Source organism: Desulfobulbaceae bacterium DB1, from assembly GCA_001914235.1.
In the GTDB taxonomy this organism is placed as follows: Bacteria; Desulfobacterota; Desulfobulbia; order Desulfobulbales; family SURF-16; genus DB1.
Window position 1 is genome coordinate 49,245 of the sequence record MQUF01000012.1, and the last position, 23,132, is coordinate 72,376.

The following is a 23,132-nucleotide window of genomic DNA, read 5'->3' on the forward strand; positions in this document are numbered from 1 at the left end:
ATGAACACAAAACGTTTTGTCATGGTAGTGTTTTTTATGGCGCTGCTGGTTGCCGCCAAGGCCGGCGCCGTTACCATTGCGCTGTTGCCGGTGGAAGATTTGAGCCAGGGGCGTAATGGCGTCAATTTTCCGTTGACCGACTTTCTCCGGCAAAGCTTTGAAAAAAAAGGGTTTGATGTGATTCCGTCACAGGATATGATTGCCTTTCTTGCCCGTAACCGGTTGCGATGGCTTGGCTTCATGGAGACGAGCCACATTTTTCAGTTACGGGAGGAACTGGGGGCGGATCTGGTTCTTTACGGCACCGTCAGTCAGCGCCAGGAACTGCCCATGGCCGCCATCGGCATGGTGCTTACCTGTGTCCGCACCAGTGACGGGAAGGTGATCTGGACCGAGGCGGGAGGCCGCAGCAAGGCGGATATTTCCAATTTTCTTGCCATCAACGAGCCGCGGAGCATGGATGATCTGCTTCCTTTTCTTGCCGGGGATCTCCTGAAAAACTGGCCTGCAAGCATTGAACAGAATGCGGGCAAGCAATGTTCCCTTGTTGAAAAGACAACGCTGTCGCCCCGGTTTGTCAAGCCGGGCGACAAGGTGCAGTTCACGACGACCCTTTGTCTGGCCGGCGGGGAAGAAGCGCCGGCCCAGGTATTGCTCATGGTTGGCGATGACAATTATCTTGAGCTTGTTGAAAATGCAGAAAATAATTTTTCCATTTCCTGGTTTGCTCCGGATTGGAACGGCTCTCTTCCGGTCAGTCTTGTCCTGGTCTATCCCTCCGGAGAGAAACAGGTCTTTTACGCGGGCAGTTACCAGATAGATAACAGTTCGCCCAAACTGGTTTTGAAGGTGAAGGGGCTGGATGTTCATGATATACCCACCTTCAAGGAGAGTATTGTTATTGTCCCCTTGTGGCAAGCGCCTGAACCGATATCGCGCTGGACTTTGCAGGTGAGGAACCTGGCCGGCGAGACTGTTGCCGGGAGTGAAGGCAACGGCAATCTGCCCAAACGTTTTACCTGGAAAGGGAAACGACAGGACGGCCGCAATGCGGAAGACGGGGTGCATGAAATTATCGTGCAGGTGTGGGACAGGGCGGACAATGTCGCAACCGCGATCAGTAAGGTTTTTTTGCGGAATAATCCGCCCAGGCCGAAGGTCACTGCATCGCTCGGCACAGATGTCATTGAGGTCGAACTGGCCAGCGAGGATGGGTTCCCGGTCAATTTCTGGAGTGCCGAGGTGATGTATGCCGACGGCGAAGTTCTGCAGCAGCAACAGGGAGAAAAACTTCCGGCTGCTTTCCGTGTACCGTATCCGGGGAAATCGGAAGGACGAAAACTTGAATGCCTCATTGTTATGAAAGATGTCCTGGGGAATCGGGCACAGCAGAAAATTGAAGATCTCATGCAGTTTGTTCATCCGGAGGAACAGGCCGAAACGGAAAAGCAGCAGGAAGAATGGATACCGGAATTCTGATAATCATGAAAGAAATGAAAATTTTTCGTATCATCCGTCTTTTTGTGTTTCTGGCCGGAGTGTCGATCTGGTGCGCTTCCTGCACCCCGTCTCGCCTTCTGTTGCAGAAAAAGATAGCTTATCAGGGAAACGGCGTTTGCCGGGCAGCAATACTTCCTTTCGGCAATACCAGCCGTTTTGATCAAGGCGATATTGTTTTTCAACGAATTTTTGCATCTCAGATGAGCCGTAATACCGGCATCGATATTGCCTCGGAGGGAGATGTACGGAAGATATATACCGAGCTTCGTATTTATCCGAATGCGATGCCTGATATCGACCAATTACGAGTCGTCGGCAGTCGTCTCAAGGCGGATCTGCTGGTTGGCGGCAGAATTACGGAAATGGAGGAAAAGATGGGGGACAATTTTGTCAACCCCGTTTTGTCGGTGGACATGCAGGTTTATGACGGAAAATCGGGAAAAATTTTGTGGACCACTTATCATCGGAGAGAAGGGAAGGAGTTTCGGAAGGTAATGCATTTTGGGCTGGTAAATACCGTTACCCAGCTCAGTCAAATTATGTCGGATGAGATACTTGAAGTGTGGGCTGAAGAAGGAGTGAAGAAATGCGGAGAATAGGTTTGATTGCAGGGCTTGTCATGCTCTGGGCGATGGTGTTTGTTCAGAGTGAAGTGCAGGCATGGTTCTGGGGCCCTGAGAATCTGGCGGTGATCAACGGCCGGAATTTTACCAGCGATGATTTTAGAAATTGGTGGGTCAACTGGAAGGAAGAAGGAACATCCTTGCCCGACACGCCTGATCCCTTTGTCGACTGGCACATGCTGGTTGAGGAGGCGGAAAGCATGGAACTCTATAATGAGCCGGAATTCCGCCATAAACTTGATGTTTTTCTCAAGGCGCGAACCCTGTTGATCTATCAGGGAGAGAAGATCGCCGACCGGGTCGAGATCTCTGATAGTGAGCTGAAAAAACGGTATGAGAAAAAATATCTCCCCCGTTTAGGCTTGCAATTGCTTTATTTTAACGATGAAGCGGCCGCGAAGCAGGCATTTTCCAGCATCACGGAGAAAAAAATCGATGCAGCGGATTATGCTCATGCCGCGATCAAGGAAAAGAGTGATGCGTTGTTTTTTGAGGAAAAACAGCTGCGGGAAAACCAATTGCAGCCTGAATGGCGGACCGCTCTTGCGCCCATCGCTGCCGGCGAAATAACCCATCCATTTCCATGGAGCAAAGGTTATGTCATCATAAAATTGATGGAGCGCAAGGGGTTTGACGAAGAAGATTTTCAAAAACTCAAGCCGATCATTGCCGATGAAATACGAAGTGAAGAAGAGGAGCGGTTGACCCGGGAGCTTGTTGACGAACTGAAGAAGAAATATAAGGTCACCATCAACCGGGAACTCCTTGATAAATTAGACATCAAGGCTCCGGACGAAAAACTTCTTGATCAGACGCTGATTACCATGGACAATGGAACATATTCCGCCAGGGTTTTTCTCGGCCTGGCCACGAAGGAGATGCAGTTCCGCAACCAATACGGCTATGAAGTGGGAGGCGAGGATGCTTTCAAGAAAAAATTGCTTGACGGCGTACTGGCCCAGACGCTTACCAGCCGGGGGGCGATGGACGAGCATTACGAGGAAAAAGAGCCGTTGCGGCCTTTGTATCAGTTTTATCGGCAGCACCGTTTGATCAAAGAACTGGAAAAACGTCTTTTCAGCCCGCAGATCATGGTCAGCGAGGCGGATGTCGAAAAGTATTACAATGACAACCTTGCCGGTTATTCCCGGCCGGCCATGGTTTCCATCGCCCTGGTGGAGGATGAAGAGGGTCTTGTCAACATGATGTATGGGGAGATGAAAAAGGGGACGGATTTTTTTGCGGTGGCGGCACGTTATTATTCAAGCGAACCGGAGACGCAGGATATGCAGTATGATAAGCTTGATCCCAAGGTCAGGGAGGTGCTTGACAAACTCAGTCCGGGGGAGGTGAGTGCTCCTTTCTTTATTAACGGACACCATACGATCATCAAGCTGATCAAGAAAACTCCTGCCACCCCCATGCCCCTTGATCATGTCCGGGAAGCCGTTGCCAAGCAGGTTGAAATGCAACAGTTTGCGCTTGCGCGGGATAAATATTTGACTGCGTTGAAGGCAAGGTCGGAGGTCACTATTAACAACCGTGTCTGGGAGAAACTCAAAAAGGAGCTCGGTGATTTTCATGTCGGCAAGGAAAATTAAATTCTGGCTTGTTCTTTCATTGGCGGGTTGTCTGGTTTCTGCCTGCGTTACCGGCCAACCGGCAAAAAAGCCCAAGAAAAACTGTGTTGAATGTCATGCGGATCTTGCTGCCGCCTATAAACAGGGGGTTGTGCATAAGCCGGTTCTGGAAAATAATTGTGAGGGATGCCACCTGCATCACGGTATGATCGGCGGTGTTTATCTGCGTCGGAATCCCCCTGAGCAGTGTTATGTCTGCCACCGGCAACAGGCTGAAGAAGCCAAGATGAAGAGCGTGCATCAGCCCGTTGCCGAGGGGAAGTGTGTGGACTGTCACGAGGTGCATAACAGTCCGCACAAGGGATTATTGAAAATTCCCGGATCAGACCTCTGTTTTTCCTGTCATGACAGCAAAACCATTTTGCGAAAGAATGTTCATGCTCCGGTCAAAGAGGGGTGCGCCACCTGCCACCTGAACCATGGCTCGAATGCCGATTTCCTGCTGAAGCAGGGAGCTGACGAACTCTGTCTTACCTGCCACACCCCGGATAAGGCCTTTCGCGAGAAACATTATGGCTTCCCCGTGCAAAGCGGTTGCGTGCTCTGTCATAATCCTCATAGTGCGGACGGTCAGTCGCTTTTGCGCAGCGTCGTCCATCAACCCATGGTGAAGGGTGAGTGCGGCAGTTGCCATGCGGCGAAGGGTGAGACGATGGCGCTCAAGGACGCCGGCAATGCCAATGCAAATTGTCTGACCTGTCATAGTGGGCTTGACGATAAGAAAAAAAAGGTGCATGCGCCGTTTGCCCAGGGGAAATGTCTTGATTGCCATTCGCCCCATGCCAGTGATTACCGGGATATGCTTGCCGTTGCCCCGGAAAAAGCCTGTGTCGGCTGCCACCAGCTAAAAAAGGATGATGTCGCAAAAAGCACCCATGCCCCATACACGGATGGGCGGTGTCTTTCCTGTCATGTGGGACATGCCGCAGAGAGTGACGCATTGCTGGCCGCCGAGGCCGGAGAGCTCTGTTATTCCTGCCATGACAGCAAAACATTTGGCCGGGGAAGGGGTGCTCATTCACCCGCCTCCCAGGGGAAATGCCTTGATTGCCATAATCCGCACCAAAGCACGGAGAAAAAATTGCTGGTCAAGAACGAAAAAACACTTTGTCTCGCCTGCCATCAGCAAAGCGCCAAGGAAATGGGCAGCTTCAGTCTTCACACACCTTTTGCCGACGGCGACTGCAGCGGCTGCCATGAGCCGCATCAGGGAGAACGGCCAAAACTGTTGAAAGAAACCGAGGCCGGAGGGAAATTGTGTTTTTCCTGTCATCAGACCCTGGAGAAACAGGCTGCGAACGTGACACCACATGAGCCTTTTGCCCGAAAGGATTGCCGATCCTGCCATTCCCCCCATGGGGGAGATTACGCCTTTAATTTAATTGCCGATCCGGGGGAGAAGTGTCTTTCCTGCCATGGCCCCATGGGCCGCAAGATAACGGAGTCCGCTCATGTTCATGCGCCTGTCGGCAGCAAGAATTGCGGGGCTTGTCATGCCGCCCATGGTTCCGCGCAGCCGAAAATCCTGAAAAAAAATCAGCCTGATCTCTGTCTTTCCTGTCATGAGGAAATTTCCAAATATTGGCAGGAAGGCGTTGCCCACCAGCCGGCAAAGGAAAACTGCACCACCTGTCATGATCCCCATGGGTCGGCTACAAAGGGACTCCTGCTGAAAAAAGGCGGAGATCTATGCGCCGAATGCCATACCATCAGTGACGCGCGATTTATCGGCGTTCATCAGGGAATTCGTCCGGGAAGCGATTCCTGTTTGGGCTGCCATGACCCCCATGGCGGCCCGGCCAAGGGATTGTTGTTTCCCGTCAGTCATAATCCTTTTGCCCAGGGCCAGTGTCGTCCATGTCATCCCGGGGAGGGCGGAAAATAATGATATCTCATCTCCGTATTCTGGTTATTTTCTGGCTTGCTGCCTTTCTTTTTCCTGGTCATGCCGCAGCGGAAAACGTCTGCTTCCAGTGTCATAAGAAAGAACAGTTTTCCAATAAAGTTGTTCATCAACCCCTCGCTGCCGGGCAATGCAGCGCTTGCCACAATCCTCATGTCGCCCATTTCAAGGGACTTCTGGATAAAGAGGGTGCCGAACTTTGCTATAGCTGTCATCAGAAGGAAAAAGAATCCTTCAGTCAAGGGACGGTGCATCAGCCGGTGCGCGCGGGCAAGTGTCTGTCCTGTCATGAGCCTCATGCCGGCAGCAGAGCAGCTCTTTTGCGGGACCAACTGACGGAAACCTGTTTCAGCTGCCATGAAAAATTGCCGAAAAAATTCAAACATACCCATACACCCTATGCCCAGGGGCAGTGTTTTGCGTGTCACCGACCGCATCAGTCAAATTACAATCAGCTGTTGAAGGATGAACCGGATAAAGTCTGCCTGTCATGCCACAAGTCCCAGGATATATCTCGGCAACACCCGAATTATCCAGCCCAGGTCGGCAATTGTCTTTCCTGTCACAATCCCCACGGCAGTGATCGCAAGGGGCTGGTGCGCAATGTGTTGCATGCCCCCTTTGCCAAGGGATGCAACGATTGCCATGGAACAGGAGGGCAGCAGGACGGAACCGCTGTCTGTCTTGGTTGTCATGGCGCTGTTGCGGAAAAAATGCACACGCGCCACAGTCATTTAACCGGTGCGGCGGAAAATAAGTGCACCAGTTGTCATTCCCCCCATGCCGCCGATGACGAAAAAATGCTGCATGGCGGACAGGGGCAGGTCTGCCGTAATTGCCACGTGGACTCCATGGCCTACTATGATGCCAAGATGTACCGGCACAGGGATTCCGGGGTGTGTACGGAGTGCCATGATGTGCATGGCTCGAATGAATTGGCAATGCTGAAGGGAGACGGGAATACCGTTTGCACCCGCTGTCATGAAACCCAGGGAAAATTTACCCATCCGGTGGGCGAGAAGGTGCGCGACCCCCGCTCCGATCAGATGGTGAGCTGTGTCAGCTGTCATACCCCGATGGGTTCGGATTTCAAATATCATCTTGTCTTCAGCGGAACAAAAGACCTTTGTGTCCAGTGCCATAAAAAATATTAACGATGGTGACAGGCGGCGGTCAACGCGGTGAAGGACACCCACAATCGTAATCATGAGGGTAATTATATGCAGCATGTGAGTAAAATTTTGAGCGTGACGGCCCTTCTGCTGGTTCTGTCCAACGTTTTTCCCGACTGCGCTGCGCAGGCAGCGGGTCCGTGGTCGTGGAAGTCAACCCTTGACGGCACCGCTTCAGGCCAGGCGATGAAAATGCCGACAGCGCTTTATGTTGATGCCGAGCGTGAACGCTATTATGTGGTGGACAGCGGTGGGAACAGACTCATGTCCTTTGACCGGCAAGGAGCATTTGTCCATTCTTTCGGCGCGGAGGGCAAACTGCAGACTCCATTTGACATGATTCGGGATGAAGGGGATGTCATCTGGGTGGTGGAAAAAGGGCGCAACAGTCTGACAAGTATCGACGTCAAGGCCAAAAACATATCCGTCAATGTGCTGCAGGACAACGGCCGGGTCATGGTGCCGGATCGCATGGACTATCAGGACAGCACTTTCTATGTGCTGGACAAATCCCGTGGGGCCGTGGCGGTGCTGAGCAGAAAATTGCAGGTGGAGCGTTGGTTCGTCTGTGAGGAATGCCGGGGCGGCATCGTTGATTTCAAGTTGACAAAGAACGGCCTGTGGGCGCTGGATCAGCTTGATAAAAAGGTGCAGCGTTTTTCCCGGGATGGAAAACCCGAGAAAGGTTTTTCCGTGGCGCCCCATGTGCAATTCCCCGTTTCCCTGGCCGTGGATCAAGCGGAGAATGTTTATGTGCTGGACCGGCATGGGGCCGGCATCGCTGTTTTCGATGCACAAGGAGTATTTAAATATTCCTTTCTCAGCAAAGGCTGGTCGCGGGGAGAACTTTATTATCCCATTGAGATCCAGTTTGACCCATGGGGGCGTTTGTGCGTGACCGAGGAAGGCAATGGTCGAGTGGAAATTTTCGGCCGCTGATAAAAAAAGGGGTGGGCTATGCAGAAAAGAGAGGCCGCATGTATCTATTTTGTCCTGTCACTCTCCCTGATCCCGGAAGTATGCCTTGCCAAGGTGAGCGGGCAGTGCGGCAACTGCCATACCATGCACAACAGCCAGGACGGCGCGGCGGTGGCCTATGAGGCAAATCTGTCGACTGATTCATGGCAGTCTACCGCGAATCCAAATGAAGCTTTACTGAAAACCAACTGCATCGGCTGCCATCTTGGAGATAACAGTGTCGGTGACCGGGAAATACCCTACGTGCTGCAATTTCAGGAGCCGACATACGGTGACACCGGAACGGAAGGCCACACCCTGGCCGGCGGCAGTTTTTACTGGGTCAGTAGCGGCCAGCACGCCATGGGGCATAATGTGGCCGGGATTGCAGTCCCTGATGCTCGTTTGGGGAATCTTCCTCCGGGTGGGACGGAACTTGCCGGCCAATTAACCTGCGCCGGTTCAGTCGGCTGTCATGGCGACCGGACGAAGACCGGACAGCTTGCGGCCATGTATGGCAGCCACCATGCCAATAATATGACGGCATGGAAAGACGGCACGACCCTGGCGAAAAGTTATCGTTTTCTCCTTTCCGTCCAAGGGCTGGAAGACAGCCAATTCGAGTACCAGCCGACGGTGACCCGGCATAATAAGTATTACGGTGTTGATCGTACCGCGGAAACAGAGGATGGCAGCGGGACCGTCGGGAAACTGTGCGCCCAGTGTCATGGTGATTTCCACCAGGGAAACGGCGAAATCGCATCCGGGGTGTTCGGCAGCGGCGTGTGGCTGCGGCACCCGACCAATTTCGACATGGGCCGCGCTTCCTCTTCAACCGAATACGAAAAATATAACGGAGACGACGGCATCGGTACCGCCCCCTACAGCATCATTTCACCTGTGGCGACTACCAGCACGACAACCACGGTCAACAGTACTGTTTATGAAAATACCGATGATGCGATTGTCATGTGCCTGTCATGCCATCGCGCCCATGGAACAAAATATGGGGGCATGCTTCGCTGGGACTATAAGTCCTGGCCGGCAGCCGGGTATAATGGCTGTGCGGTGTGTCATACGACAAAGGATTGATGATTTTAAAGGGAACAACATGCTCGTTCAATTTCAAAACGTCCATTTCAGAAAGTACAGTTTTCCAACCAATTCGGAATGATGACCATGCGTATACGATTTGATAAATTGATTTCAGTCTTTTTCGCGGTCCTGCTGCCGGCGGTGATTTTGACCATTTCGGCATGCCAACCGGGGGGGAGTGGCGGCTCCAGCAAGAACACCCTCTTCAACCTGCAGGAAAAAAGCGGCGACGCCCGCTTGACCGTTTTTGTTGCGGTAAAGGACCACGAAGGGCCCTCTCTGTGGATGCAAATCAATACCCTTGAGGTGCTTGCCGACGGCAAGTGGTATCCGCTGAGCCTGGCAAGGCAGGAACTGATGAGCCGGGAAATACGCGCCGGCGGACAGATACTGCTGGCACGAGGGGGACTGCCGGCCGGCAGCTATCAGGCCCTGCGGTTTTCCATGGAAAAGGCTGCCATTGACCGTGACGGCAAACAGGTCTTTCTCGCCCTGGACAATCCGGTGACAACGATTCCCTTTCCGGTTGATGTGACACTCGCCAGGGATGACAGTCCCTCTCTTTTTCTGACATGGGATACGGAAAACTCCCTCGACGGCACAGCCCTCCTTCGCCCGCGAATGAACGTTGGTTTGCAGCGTGTTCCCATTGTGACGGATCTTGCCTATGTGACGTGCCCTGATCTGGATACGGTCTATATTATCAGAACGGATACCAATGTTGTCTGCGGTTCCATCGGCATTAGCGGCAATCCCGGCTCAATTGTCGCCAATGTGGCTGGAAACAGGCTTTTTGTCCTGGCGCCGCAGGATTCTGCCGTTAAAGTGCTGGAATTGACATCCAATCGCGAGATTGACCAGATACGCCTGCCGTTTACCATAAAACCGACCTTCATGACGGTTCATTCCGATGGAAAATGGGCCTATTTGCTGGACGAGACCGGCAATAATCTGCTTTCGCTCAATCTGCAGTCCGGCATGATCACAGCCCAGGTACGTTTGGGGGCGCGTCCGAAATATATGCTTTATTCGGAAGAATTGAACCAAATTGTCGTTTCAAGCAGTTACGGCCAGAAGGTATTTTTTCTTGATCCGATAACCCTGACGACGATTGGCACCATCGATACAGGAGGCAGTCCGGAAGGTCTGCTGGTTCACGGCAACAATCTTTATGTTGCCGAAAGCAGCAGCAATGCGGTTTCCGTTTTTGAATTGCCCGGCGGGAGAAGTACGGCGCGTCTTAATGTGGGGAGCAAACCGCGGCGCATTATGTATAATAATAATCAGATTTATGTCGCCAACTTCGGCGCCGGTTCCATTTCGATTCTTCGGCCGGGGCAATTGAGCATGTCCCGCGACATCCGAGTGGGCGGCAGCCCTTTTGCGATGGATGCCGTCCGATCCCGGCAGTGGCTGTATGCCTGTGACACGACAAATGGTACCGTGGTGGTCATTGATCTTTCTTCCAACCGGGTGGCGAAGAGGATTGAGCTTGGCACCGTTCCCGATGGGCTTGTTGTCATCAACTGACCGGAATTTCAATGATGACGGATGTGTGATCGTTTGCTTTGCTTTCCAGATCAATGGTGCCGTTATGGAGTGACACCAGTTCACGACTGACCGTCAGGCCCATGCCCACGCCTTCGGATGCCGGTTTGGTGGAAAAAGAAGGTTCGAATACTTTTGTCACGTTCTCGGCACTGATGCCGATCCCGTAATCGGTGAAGATGAGTTGCAGCATTTTTTTGCCGTTTTTCTCCGTCGATTTTGCGGTGATTTCCAGTTTTTTCCGATCGTCTTTCTGCGGATATCGTTCATTGAGTGCCCTGCGGGCATTGTTTAAGATGTTGAGAAAGACCTGCTGCATCTGGCGGCCGTTGATTCTGCACGGGAGAATGCTCTCCAGGTCTGCCTCGACTTTTGTCCCGTCGATTCTGTAATAGTGGGCCATCAAGGCCAAGGCATTTCGCAGCACGTCACTGATCTGGGCAAGTTCCCGTGAATCGGCATCGTCCTGCCCATAGGCGAGCAGATTCTGGGCGAGGCCTGCTATTTTTTCGCCTTCCATAATAATTTTCTTGAAAAGCTTCTCGCGTTCGATTTCTAAATCAGGATCGCAGGCAGCATCAGCGAGTACTTGCGCATAATTGATGATGCCGTTGCTGAGATTGGCCACTTCATGGGCAACGCCGGTTGACAGCTCACCCAGAATTGCCAGATGGGAAATGCGAACCATCTCCGCCTTTTTGTTCTTTTCCGCCCGCAGTGAATTTTTCAGTGTGGTTATTTCGTGCAGTTCGCGGGTGAGGTCGAATCCGAGGCAGAAAACCGAGTATGATCCGCTGTTGCCGGTGAAGAATTTGATAAAGCCGCAGCGTGCGACAGGCGGCGATTCCTTTTCCGTCGATGCAAGAGAAAGGAGGCATTCCCTGTTTGATTCGGTTAATCGGTCAAGAAGCTGCGCGTCAGTCACATTGCCACCCTGAAAATCAGCCGGCAGGACAAACAATTCACGCCAGTTGCGGCCCACGGTGTCGTTGGGGTCAAGGTGAAATTTGTCGAAGATTCCAGGTGTTATGTCAATAATATCGCCACGGCTGGAAATATTTACGACAAACCCGTTGATTGCGGCGACAAGCTGTACAGCCGCGTCGCTTCTTTTTTGTATTTCAATACGCAGATCATGCACTTGACCGACCAGATCCGTGTAGACATCGGTCAATTCGGCTATTTCGCGGGATGGATTGCTGACCTGCAAGGTGAAGTCCCGTCCTATGGTGCCCTGGGTGCCGTGTCTGACCAGCTGCAGCACCGGCAGGATCAGTTGCCGGTGGAAAAGCATCAGCACCGTGACCAGCATAAAGACGACAAAGGCGGTGGAGCCGATGATGATATTCTGAAAACCGATAAGGCGCTGTTTCGCGTTGTTGACCAGCAGGCGGTCGAAAAGGATAAGCCGTTCCCCAAGGGTTCGCATCTCTCTGTTTAAGTTACGGATACTTTCAGCCTCGTTGTTGCCTGCTTCTATCTTGCGAAGGAGAAGAATGATGCCGGGCAGGTCAATGCTGTTTAAAAAGGTGAGTTTGTATTCGTCGCTTATGTTTCTGTCGGCAAGTATTTCACTGAGATTGCTGTTGAGTTTTTCCATCTCATCCGAAATACCGCTCAGTTTGAGCTGTGTGCAGTCAAGCAGGGCATCGGCGACATGTTCCCTGATAATGGAAAATTGGAAAATGAGGCTTTCCGTCCGGGAGATTATCGACTCATGCTGATGATAGAGCTGATACTGGCGAATGCCCAGACTGAGCAGAGCAACAAGCGCGATCATCACAATCAGATAAACGGAATATATGGTTTTCTTCAGTGGCAGTGCCATGTTCAGCCCGGGGGAAACCGGGCGGAGAAAAATCTCCGCCCGTTTAGCGTGGATGTATCGATAAGAGGAATCCGTTTATCTTATTTTGAGTCCCCCTTCCAGGTATAGAGAATAGGCAGTCGGTACAAAACGGCCCGGTAGACGACAATGTAGGTTGCATAAACCATAATGGCGATAATTGCTTCACGCCAGTGAGGTATTTCCTGATACAAGTTCCAGTTGAAAGCAATAAGTGCTGTGTTTAATCTGTTGAGGGCAATGCCGAAGACCGCGAAAAAGGCAGCGAGTCGGGCGAGCCCCGCACGATTTGACCTGATGGCGGTGGTGAAAAGGGCCAAAGGAATAATAGCGCCGAAGGTTATCTCAAAGAGATACCATTGCCCCCAGCCGGTCAACAGGTAGCCCCAGTTGTTGTCATGGGCCAGGGCGATGAATTTGATGACCAGATAGGTGATGAGGGCGAGGGACGCGCCTTTGGAAATTCCCAAGGTGCAACGGTCGAGACTCTCCAGAAAGGTTTTGTCGCAGCGCCATTTCAGGAACCATTTGCTCAGGGTGCTGACGACGATCAGCATGGAAAGCCCGGCAAAAATAGATGAACAGAAGAAATGGAACCATTGAAAGGCTGACGAAAACCAGAGAGGATGAACCTTGCCGGGGGCATAGGTGAAGAGTGCGCCCAGGGCTCCCTGATGCAGGGTGGAGAGGATGATGCCGGCTATGGTCAAACCGAGGACGATGCTTTTGATGAATTTTTTCGGCTTGATCCAGCCCATGAATTCACTGGCAGCGGGGACGAGTTCCGCGATCTGTACTGAAAGATAGGTGGCGACATGCCAGGCGACAAGAAAGAGTACAGCCGCCGGGCCGAGGGAAACAAACATCGGATAAACGAGACGCCACGGCTGGCCGAGGTCGACCTGAAGAAAGACGACGGCAAAGAAGTAGCCGAGAAGACCATTCAGAAGTCCAAGTCGTTCGATTGGCTTAAAGTCCTTCCGGCCGAAAAGTTCCACCGTGGTGCCGAGCATGAAGCCCGAAGCGGAAAGGGGCACCATGACAAACAGTCCCCATCCAAGAAAAAGACCCCAGGGATAATCGTAAGATGAGTGGGTTGCCCAGCCGAGTCCGAAAATAAAACGTCCGATGGTTAAGGGGAGACCGACAGCATAGATAACCGCAAGAATCCAGTTGAAAGGGTTGCGAATGAGTTGCGCCATGTACTCACTCGGTGAGAGGCCGAGAAGAAGTTTTTCCTTAAAGGTCCACGGGTTGTTGGTTTTTGGTTTTATAAGAGTATCAATAGGCTGAAAGCCTTCCGCCTGCAAGTTTTTCATATTTTTCCCTCCTGTTTACGCCTTGTTCGACTCATCTTTGTTTGCCTGTTTCCTGGTTGCCAGGAGATGAAAGCCTGTAAAAAGTGCAGGCCAGATTGTCAGCACCATCGGAACTATGGCAAGGAAATCCTTGACATAATTGATAATAGGCTGTGGGCCGAGATGTGTGTTGAAACCGATTTCTTCAAAAGGCACATCGGAAAGATACATCCAGGAGGTGCCGCCGACCTCGGTTTCCCCATAAACGTGATTGACATATTTTCCAGGCTTTGCATCGATCATTTTATGGGCAAGGGAAATAAGATCCTTTCTTTTGCCGAAAGTCATGACTCCTTGCGGACATGCCTCGACACAAGCCGGAGGACGACCGAACTTGAGGCGGGTGTCGTAACACATGATGCATTTTTTCACGACAGGGTTTATGGCGCTGGAATAACTGTAGGTTGGCACATAGAAAGGGCAGGCAATCATGCAGGTTCGGCAGCCGACACACACCTTGGGGTTGTAAATTACCGCTCCTTCCGGGGTTTTTGTGTAGGCATTGACGAAACAGGATGTGAGACATGCCGGTTCGTTGCAATGGTTGCACTGGAATTTTCTGTAGAGGGGTTTTTCCCGGCCCTCGACTTCGTAACGATTCACAATGGTATACTCTTTTTCCGTCGTCCTGCGGGGCAGTCCGCCATGACGATGCTCGTCAAAGACGGAGTAATCGTCAAATGGTTTGTCCGGCTCCGGCAAGCCCTGTTCTTTGTTGCATGCCGCCTCACATGTTCGGCAACCGACGCATTTCGTCAGATCGACAAGCACACCCATGCTGTCGGCATACCCGCCAAAAGTTCCGGCAGCGGCATCGGCCTTTTCTGTTTTCGCTGTTGCGGCAACCGCCAGACCGCCTGCCAGGCTGCCCTTTATAAAATTTCTTCTGTTGATACTTTTCATATTTTCACCTATGGGTTAAAGCAGTTGTGGTGCAATCTCAGTGGTGGCCGGTTTCTTTTCCTGGCTTGGGCGCATATTTGCCTGTATTGTAATACTTTTCGCCTTTGTCAGTCATTGTGTGGCAATCCTGACATCCAAGAGGTCCGCCAACTTCGCTGTGGCACCCGAGACAGTTTTGATGCAAGGCGGCCATCAGTCCCGGCTTTTCCTTATGGTGAAGGTAAGGGGTGTTGGCTGTTTTTTCGAGGTTCGCCGAGGTGAAGGGTTCCGCTTCATGACAGCTGCTACATGCTGCGGATTCAGCTTCTCCGCTATTTTTGTGGCAGGGGATACAGTTAGGGTCCTGCGTCGGAGTGCCGGCCGTATGATGATGACATGCCGCACAGTTATCCGATGCTGCCTCAATGTGCATGTCATGATCAAAGCTAACTCCCTCATAGAGATTGGAAAGGCTGCTTAGTTCAAATACCTCTCCGACGGCGTTCAGTGGTTGGGTGAATGGTGATGCCATTGCTATTATTGCAGCAAGGCCGATTAGTTTTCCTCGTTTCAAACTCATTTCCTCTCTCCTTTTCAAAGTGAATGAAAAAGTCAGGCTCTCAGGGAAAAAGCTTTTTATAAGCTCTTTTTTGGTGTGAGCGGCCGGATTTTACCAGTACTATGACTTGGCATCACCTTGTGCATAAAAAATGCCAATAGAAACAACACATATGATGGTAAAAAATCGAACAGTTGCGTTGTGGACCAAAAAAAGCGAAAAATAATGAATGAGTTCTCATTTGTGGTTTCCGGTGCAACATAAATGTGTTGCACAAAGTGTTGCACGCCACACATTTGATGCGACATATGTGTGGCGTTACAACGCATGTGTTTCAATGCGTTTCCGGCGCAGCATTTCTTCGTTGAGTTTGCTGATTTCCTTGCATTTCAAGATGATGTTGACTTCTTCTGCATCAATTGTTTCAGATTCCAGGAGTATTTCCGCCAGTTTGTGCAGATAGGCGATTTTCCCTTCAAGGATGATCATTGTTTCCTGGTAACATTCTTCTATAAGTGCGTTTATTTCCGTATCAATCGCCTGGGCCGTGCTTTCACTGTATGATCGTTTTGTGGTGCCTGTTTGCAGAAAACTTTCATCTGAGACAACATAGGCGCGGGGTCCGAGGAGATCACTCATACCCCATTCGCACACCATCTTGGTGACGATGTTTGTGGCGGACTGCAGATCGTTGCTGGCACCTGTGGTAAACTCATTAAATATGATTTCTTCCGCCGTTCTGCCGCCCAGCAGGGTCATGACCCTGCTGCGCAAATATTCACGCGAATAGGCATGACGATCATCCAACGGGACTTGTTGCGTCACTCCCAGGGCGCGGCCTCGGGGTATAATGGTAATTTTGTGGACAGGATCGGCTTCAGGAAGCAAATGGGCTACGATCGCATGTCCAGCCTCATGGTAGGCGGTCACCTTTCTTTCCTGCTGGCTGATGACCATTCCTTTTCGTTCCGCACCCATGAGAATTTTGTCCTTTGCTTCCTCAATGTCGCTCATTTCGATGGCGGACTTGTTTTTTCGTGCTGCCATCAGCGCTGATTCGTTCATCAGGTTGGCCAGTTCGGCACCGGTAAATCCCGGGGTGTTTTTTGCAACTTGATCAAGATGTGTTTCGGAGCTCATTTTCAGTTTCTTGGCATGCACTTCGAGGATTTTTTCTCTTCCCCTGACGTCGGGAGGCAGGATGTTAACCTGACGATCAAACCGTCCGGGCCGTAAAAGAGCGGGGTCCAAGACATCAGGTCTATTGGTTGCTGCGACAATGATAACGGTTTCACCGGATTTGAACCCATCCATCTCAACCAGCAGGGCGTTTAATGTTTGTTCCCGTTCGTCTTGCCCTCCTTGTGAGCCTGCTGCGCCACGACTCCTGCCGACAGCATCAATTTCATCAATGAAGATGATGCAAGGGGCATTTTTTTTTGCCTGATCAAACAGATTTCGCACCCGGGAAGCACCAACACCGACAAACATTTCGACAAAATCCGAGCCGCTCATGCTGTAAAACGGAACGCCGGCTTCCCCGGCAATGGCTTTGGCCAGCAATGTTTTTCCCGTTCCCGGCGGCCCTTGAAGCAAAACGCCCTTGGGGATTCTGCCGCCTAATTTGGTGAATTTGTCCGAGTTTTTAAGAAATTCGACTGTTTCGATGAGTTCTTCCTTCGCCTCGGGGATACCGGCGACATCGTTGAAGGTGATCTGCTGATGCTTTTCCGGGGTTATCTGCTGTTTGCTTTTGTTGAATGCGCCGCCTTTTTGCTGTCTGGCCATAAAATACATCCAACCACCCATGATGATAAAAAAGAGCAGCGGCGACGAGGTCAAGGAGGATTTGTCCCAGTATGGTCGGGTGGATATGATGACGTTTTTTTGTTCTATTTTTGGTAAAATCGTACTGATATCAGGTGCATAAGTCTGAAATTGACGCTCGAATTTGTCGGTTGCCTCAATTGTGCCGCCTTCAATCGTCACCTTGGTGATTTCATTGTCGGCAAGTTGAGCGACAAAGGTTGAGTAGTCAACATAAGGCAGTTTTTTTTCGGCCTTCCAGAAATTGAGGCCGATTACTAAAATTACCGCCAGAATTGACAGTATGAGGAAATTGCGAAAAGTAAACTTCATTGTCACCTCCGCTGTTATTTGTTGTGGGGAGGAAGGGGAAAATTGGCTTCAATGACCACTCCTGCAAGCTTCGCGCCTTCAGAAGTAATGAGGTCGGTTGTTTTAAGGGTGCGGTAAGGAAACCCGAAAGGGAAAGAATTTCGGCTCAAGAAAACACGAATGGCATTCTTCTGTGAAGACATAAAGAAAGAACCCGGAGGCGGTTTCAAAACCTTTTTGGAGTGAAAATTAAAAAAAATCAGGGCGTTATGTCAAGTTGGCCGAGGTCGATGTTGAATTGGCGTATTTTCCTGTAAAGCGTGCTTCTGTCAATGCCGAGGATGCGGGCGGCTTGTGCTTTGTTCCCGTATGTCAGTTTTAAGGTGGTAAGAATTCTTTCTTCCTCGTTTTCGTCATCATTCAGCAGGGATTGTTCGGTGGATACCTGGGGAAGAGAATCCCTGCTCTGGGATTTGATATTGTCCAAATCCTGCAATTCAAGGGGAAGATTGGCCAGAGTAATTGTCCCGCCGGAACAGAGCACACAGGCCCGTTCCACAACATGTTCGAGTTCCCGCACATTGCCCGGCCAGTTGTGTCTGGTCAGTTGGCCGAGAGCCTGGTCGGAAATGCCGTGAATCGGTTTTTCCAGCCGTTTGCCGAAGCGATCGATGAATTTTTTTACCAGCAGAGGAATATCCTCATAGCGTTCGCGTAAGGGCGGCAGGACAATATCCACCACCTTGAGCCGGTAATAGAGGTCTTCCCTGAATTTACCGGCGACTACCTGGGCTTTCAGGTCGGCGTTGGTTGCGGTAATAACCCTGACGTCAACCTTGATGGGCCTGTCTTCCCCCACCGGGTAGAATGTACGTTCCTGGAGGAAGCGCAGGAGTCGAAGCTGCATCATCGAAGATATGTCGCCGATTTCATCAAGAAAAAGGGTGCCTCCGTCCGCCGAAAGGATGCGGCCTTTTCTGTCCCGGTCAGCACCGGTAAAGGAGCCTTTTTTGTGGCCGAACAATTCGCTTTCCAGGAGATTTTCGGGGATGGCCGTGCAGTCAACCTTCACCATGGGCATGTCTTTTCTTGGGCTTTCCGCATGCAGCGCTTCGGCCACAAGCTCTTTGCCGGTACCGCTTTCCCCGGTGATGAGAACGGTTGTGTCCACCTTGCCGACATTCTCGACAAGGGTATAGACGGTTTGCATCGCCCGGCTGGTGCCGATCAAGCGATGCAAACCGGTCCTCCTTTCCCGCTGTTCAAGGGCTTCAAGGCGGCTTACATCACGCGCCACCAGGACAACGCCGAGGAATTCGCCTTCGGAAGTCAGGAGCGGCGCGGCACTCACCCTGAAGACCGTAACTCCATGTCCTTCGAGCACGAATTCGACTCTGTGTTCAGCGACCTCGAGTTCATTTTCAAGTACCGTGCGGGCGTCAAAGGCAAAGATTTCGGAAAAGCAGGGCAATTCGTCAATTCGTCCGGCTGCCTTGGCGTTGGGATTGGTTTTTTCCAGCCATTTGCGGGCCTCCGTGTTCATGTCGATGATCATCATTTCGGCGTCAACTGTGACGACGAGATCCTTGATGCTGCGAAAAACAGTTTCCAGGTAGTGCTGATAACGCTGTTTTTCCAAAAAAAGCCTTTCATTTTCCTTGTGGAGGGCAAATTGCTGCAGGGCCATTCTGGCAGTGCGGAGCAGATTGTCTTTTTTGACAGGTTTTGCCAGATAGTCAAAGGCGCCGAGTCGGACGGCTTCGGCCGCGGAGTTGATGTTGGGGTATCCCGTGACCATGACCACCGGACATTTCTTGCCCATTTCCTTGACCTGTCTGAGTAGATCGATTCCTGACGACCCTTCCATGACAATATCGCTGACAATGAGATCAAAATGCTGTTTTTGCAATAATTGCAATGCTTCGTCATAGGAGGATGCAGTAGAAACAGGCCCGTATCCCTCCCGGCTGAGGAACATTTTAAATGTCAGTCGTAAACTTTCCTCATCGTCAACAACTAAAATGGCGCTGTTTTTTTTGGCCACTTCGTCCAGGGCAATTCTGTCATTGCTGTCCATCATGTTCAGGCACCTGTGTAAGCGGGCAGATCCACCAAGATATTGGTGAATTGTCCGGGTTCGCTTTTGATATGCAAATAGCCGTTAAAGTTTTTGATAAGTCCTTGACTGATACTGAGTCCGAGCCCGGTTCCTTCACCGGATTTTTTTGTCGAAAAAAACGGATTGCAAACAAACTCAATTATTTCAGCGGGGATGCCGGGGCCATTGTCCTTGATTGAAATTCGCACGTATGTCTTTCCGGCTATATCCTGTGTGCTGACGGATATTGTAAGCACTTTGTTCTTGTGTTTGCCGCGGTATTTTTCATTTAATGCGTAACGCGCGTTACTGAGCAGATTAATAAAAACCTGTTCCAGCTGTTGGGGATGGACCCAGACGGTTGGAACATCTGTTGGGATATCTTTAGCAATAGTTATGCCATCTTTGATAAGTTGATGGCGGACCAGGGAAAGAGAATTTTCTATGACCTCGGGAACAAACGATTCGGTAAAAGGTTGGCTGTCTTCATCTCCCTGGCGGGCAAAGGAGAGAAGTTTGCTGACAATATCGGCAATCCTTTCACCTTCGCTGATAACGCGGTTTAAAATTGGGCGGATTGATTCACGCTGGCCGATGTCATCAAGCAGAATCTGGGCATAATTGATAATGCCGTTGATGGGGTTGTTGATTTCATGCGCCACCCCGGCGGCCAGTTCGCCGATGGAGGCAAGCTGGCTGGTTCTGATTTTTTTGGCCTGATAGGCTTTTTCCTCCGTGATGTCGTTGAAGAGAATGAGGCATTTCGTTTTTCCGTCAATATCCTGAAAAGGGGCATAGCTCTGGCTGAAATAGCGGTTGTTGCTCATCAGTTCTTCCGCCCGCTGGACCTGGCCTGTTTTGACGGCTTCCTCCATGAGACAGTGTTCGCAAGGGCGGTTGCGATGCTTGTAAACCTCGTAACAGCGGCGACCGATGGTGTCACCGAGCAGCTCAAGCAGGACATCATTTTGAAACTCTATCGTGAAATCGGTGTTGAGAATATGCATTCCCTGTTTCATCGCCATAAGCATGGAATGCAATTTATCCCGTTCCGCCCGGAGAATTTTTTCAATTTCCTGGCGGCGGGTAATCTGTTCGGCGAGAATATTATTGCTTTTCAACAGTTCCTCGGTGCGATCGTAGACCCGTTGCTCCAACTCGTAATGGCCTTTTTCAAGGATGTCGGCATATTTGTTTCTGTCCGTGACATCGCGGAATGATTCAACGATTCCGAGGAATTCGCCGTCTCTGCTGTTAAGCGGAGAGGCCTGAACCTCGAAAAAACGGGTAGCGCCATTGGCCAGGGTATACTCGATTTCAATGGTTGCCGTGGTATCGCTTTCCAATACCATGATGAGCGGGCACGTTCTTCCTGCTTTGGCGCAGGGCTGGTCGGAGTCAAAGATCAACTTGTAGCAGAAGGGCTCCGTGGCATGAACGCAGGCATTGTCACGGGCGAAATTGCAGGCGGCCCGGTTGGCGAATTTTACCCGAAAGTCCGTGCCGATAACAATAATCGGATCAACTACTTCATCGATGATTGATGAAAGGAACTGATATTGTTTGTTCAGGGAAACCCAGAGATCCTGTTCGTGGTGGGGGTCAAAAACCTTTTCTCCATTGCTGGCGATCGGCAGTTTCATGTTTTGCTCCTGCTGTTATTCAACTAACCGGAAGTTCGATAATCACACTGGTGAATTCCCCGATCCTGCTTTCAATATGCATCTGTCCCTTGAAGCCTTTGATAAGCCCTTGGCTGATGCTTAAACCCAAACCTGTTCCTTCCCCTGGTTTTTTCGTGGAAAAAAAGGGGTTGAAAACCATGTTGATCGCTCCTGCTTCAATGCCGGTTCCATGATCGGTGAAAATTATTTTGACGATGGGTCCGGTTGGTGAATCCGTCAAATCCGCACTGACCTCGAGAATTTTATCGGGATCAAGGCGTTTATATTTCTCGTTCAACGCATGCCGGGCATTGCTGAGAAGGTTGACGAAAACCTGCTGCAACTGGTGGGGGTGAAGGGAGAGAAGAGGGATTTCCGGCGGTATGGAAACGCGGATGATAATTCCATCCTTGGCAAATTGATGATGAAAAAGACTAAATGAGTCTTCCAGGATATGCCGGATGTCGACCTTGTCAAAAAGATAATTGTCGTCATCCCGTTGTCGGGCAAAGGCGAGAAGCTTGCTGACAATGTCCGCTACCCTTTCTCCTTCATTGATCAACCGCTTGAGGAGGGCGTTTCGTGATTCGTTGGGATCTGCGTCATCAATCAGCAGTTGCGCGTAATTGATGATGCCGTTGATCGGGTTGTTTATCTCGTGGGCCACGCCGGCGGCCAATTCGCCGATGGAGGCGAGCTGCGCGGTGCGCATGTCTTTTGCCCGGTTTACTTTTTCCACGGTGACGTCCTGGAGAAGAACCAGACATTTGGTCTGGCCGTCTATATCGCGGAAGGGTGCGTAGCTCTGGCTGTAATGTCGGTTGTGAAAAATAATGTCGTCGGCGTGTTCTATCTGGTTGTTTTTGATGACACTGTGCATTCTGCAGTTGGTGCAGGGCTCATCACGCTGTTTGTAGACGCTATAACATTTCGCGCCGATCTGGTCGCCGAATATGCTTTTCAGGACATCATTTTGAAACTCAATTTCATAGCCGGCATTCAGGATGTGCAATCCATGGCGGGTGGCGGTGATCATACCGTGGAATTTGTCTCTTTCCGCCCGCAACATGGTTGCCATGTTTTTTCTTTCGGTTATGTCTTCGAAGGATTCAATGCCGCCGATGACGTTGCCCTGTGGATCATGCAGCAGATTGGAGCTTTTGGTGATTATCAGTCTGCGGCCGTCTTTGGTTACCAAACTGCACTCGTGGCTGATGATGGGTTTTTTGATGTCATCGGAAAAGAGCTTGCATTTTTCCGAACAGAAAATGTCACATTTCCTGCCCCTGATTTCATCATAGCTGTAACCCGTGATTTCTTCGGTTTTGTTGTTCCATGATGTGACATACCGTTCTGTGTTGACGGTAAAAATGGCGCAAGGTGACACCTGGTAGATCAGTTCTGCCTGCTCTTTTGCCCAGCGCAGCCGCGCTTCTGTTTCCTGGCGCTCCTTTATTTCCTGCCGCAGGGCCTGGTTCAAATCAATGAGTTCGGAGGTTCTTTCCTGCACCCGCAGTTCAAGAAAATCATGACCGCTTTCCAGCATTTTCTGGTCAACACGGTGCTGAGTAACGTCGCGAATTGTCGAGACAATGCCGAGCAACTTCTTTTCATGGTTCCAGATCGGGGAACCAAGAATTTCAAAAACTTTCTTTTCGCCGTTTTTATAATCAACTGCATGGTCAACCGTGACAGGGGTTCCTTGCTCCATGACTTTTTTGAGCAGACAGTTCTGCCCGCTTTGTTCGCAATGGACATCGGAGTTGAAAAGAAGCTTGTGGCAGAATATGCCGGTTGACGTGCAGGAGGGGACGGATCCGGAAACTTGATACGCGGCCTTATTGGCGTATTTGACATTAAAATCGGTATCAATGACAATGACGGGCTCGCTCAAATCATCGATGAAAGATTTAAAAAAATCGCATCGTTGCGTCCAGTCGAAATCATCGTTGAGCGGAGGAGGCTTTTTCGTCTCCATCTGGTCGACGAGTTGCTGTAGCCTGGCTAATTCCTCGAGGAGTTGATTTTTCGTTTTTTTGCTTTCGGGCATTGGCTGGCCTTTTGTCACAGGTCAATTTTCATGTTTGCCGTTCCATTGTTCCGGGAACACGCCTCTTTATAAAAAACGACATATGGAATGTGTAAAGCAATTTTTTTGCCATAAAAATG

At 50.7% G+C, this 23,132-nt stretch carries 16 protein-coding genes; 8 read left to right on the forward strand and 8 right to left on the reverse strand.

Features of this window, described 5'->3' with window-relative positions:
• From BM485_11465 to BM485_11500, 8 genes are all read left to right on the forward strand, one after another.
• Positions 1-1,479: a hypothetical protein gene (locus BM485_11465; protein OKY74848.1), complete on the forward strand. Its 1,479-nt coding sequence runs from the start codon at positions 1-3 to the stop codon at positions 1,477-1,479.
• Entirely contained in the window at positions 1,461-2,099 is a 639-nt protein-coding gene (locus BM485_11470) for a hypothetical protein (protein OKY74849.1), read from the forward strand. The genes BM485_11465 and BM485_11470 overlap by 19 nt, the downstream gene beginning before the upstream one ends.
• A complete protein-coding gene (locus BM485_11475; GenBank protein ID OKY74850.1) occupies positions 2,087-3,724 on the forward strand; it encodes a hypothetical protein in 1,638 nt (545 codons plus the stop codon). Before BM485_11470 ends, BM485_11475 begins: the two co-directional genes overlap by 13 nt.
• Positions 3,705-5,648, forward strand: a complete 1,944-nt coding sequence (locus BM485_11480; protein ID OKY74851.1) for a hypothetical protein — start codon at positions 3,705-3,707, stop codon at positions 5,646-5,648. The genes BM485_11475 and BM485_11480 overlap by 20 nt, the downstream gene beginning before the upstream one ends.
• Positions 5,648-6,820, forward strand: coding sequence for a hypothetical protein (locus BM485_11485; GenBank protein OKY74852.1), 1,173 nt, complete (start codon positions 5,648-5,650; stop codon positions 6,818-6,820). Before BM485_11480 ends, BM485_11485 begins: the two co-directional genes overlap by 1 nt.
• Before the next feature lie 66 nt (positions 6,821-6,886).
• Positions 6,887-7,777, forward strand: a complete 891-nt coding sequence (locus BM485_11490; GenBank protein OKY74853.1) for a hypothetical protein — start codon at positions 6,887-6,889, stop codon at positions 7,775-7,777.
• An 18-nt stretch (positions 7,778-7,795) separates the two neighbouring features.
• Complete coding sequence (locus tag BM485_11495) at positions 7,796-8,887, forward strand: hypothetical protein (protein OKY74854.1); 1,092 nt, start codon at positions 7,796-7,798, stop codon at positions 8,885-8,887.
• Between the two features lie 78 nt (positions 8,888-8,965).
• Positions 8,966-10,420, forward strand: a complete 1,455-nt coding sequence (locus BM485_11500) for a hypothetical protein (GenBank protein OKY74855.1) — start codon at positions 8,966-8,968, stop codon at positions 10,418-10,420.
• Here the strand turns inward: BM485_11500 and BM485_11505 are convergent.
• From BM485_11505 to BM485_11540, 8 genes are all read right to left on the reverse strand, one after another.
• The gene (locus tag BM485_11505) at positions 10,413-12,266 is read right to left on the reverse strand and encodes a hypothetical protein (GenBank protein OKY74856.1); all 1,854 of its coding nucleotides are present in this window, start codon (positions 12,264-12,266) and stop codon (positions 10,413-10,415) included. The two genes, BM485_11500 and BM485_11505, sit on opposite strands and share 8 nt — an antisense overlap.
• A gap of 80 nt (positions 12,267-12,346) precedes the next feature.
• Complete coding sequence (locus BM485_11510) at positions 12,347-13,486, reverse strand: polysulfide reductase (protein ID OKY74890.1); 1,140 nt, start codon at positions 13,484-13,486, stop codon at positions 12,347-12,349.
• Positions 13,487-13,618: 132 nt separating this feature from the next.
• Positions 13,619-14,536, reverse strand: coding sequence for a hypothetical protein (locus tag BM485_11515; GenBank protein OKY74891.1), 918 nt, complete (start codon positions 14,534-14,536; stop codon positions 13,619-13,621).
• Between the two features lie 46 nt (positions 14,537-14,582).
• A complete protein-coding gene (locus BM485_11520; GenBank protein OKY74857.1) occupies positions 14,583-15,104 on the reverse strand; it encodes a hypothetical protein in 522 nt (173 codons plus the stop codon).
• A 297-nt stretch (positions 15,105-15,401) separates the two neighbouring features.
• Complete coding sequence (locus BM485_11525) at positions 15,402-17,222, reverse strand: cell division protein FtsH (GenBank protein OKY74858.1); 1,821 nt, start codon at positions 17,220-17,222, stop codon at positions 15,402-15,404.
• A gap of 238 nt (positions 17,223-17,460) precedes the next feature.
• Positions 17,461-19,245 carry a sigma-54-dependent Fis family transcriptional regulator gene (locus BM485_11530; protein OKY74892.1) on the reverse strand — a complete coding sequence of 595 codons (1,785 nt, stop codon included), beginning with the start codon at positions 19,243-19,245 and terminating at the stop codon, positions 17,461-17,463.
• 38 nt (positions 19,246-19,283) lie between these two features.
• Positions 19,284-20,942 (reverse strand): hypothetical protein, encoded by a 1,659-nt coding sequence (locus BM485_11535; protein ID OKY74859.1) that lies wholly within the window; start codon positions 20,940-20,942, stop codon positions 19,284-19,286.
• A gap of 19 nt (positions 20,943-20,961) precedes the next feature.
• Entirely contained in the window at positions 20,962-23,013 is a 2,052-nt protein-coding gene (locus BM485_11540; protein ID OKY74860.1) for a hypothetical protein, read from the reverse strand.
• Positions 23,014-23,132: the final 119 nt, after the last annotated feature.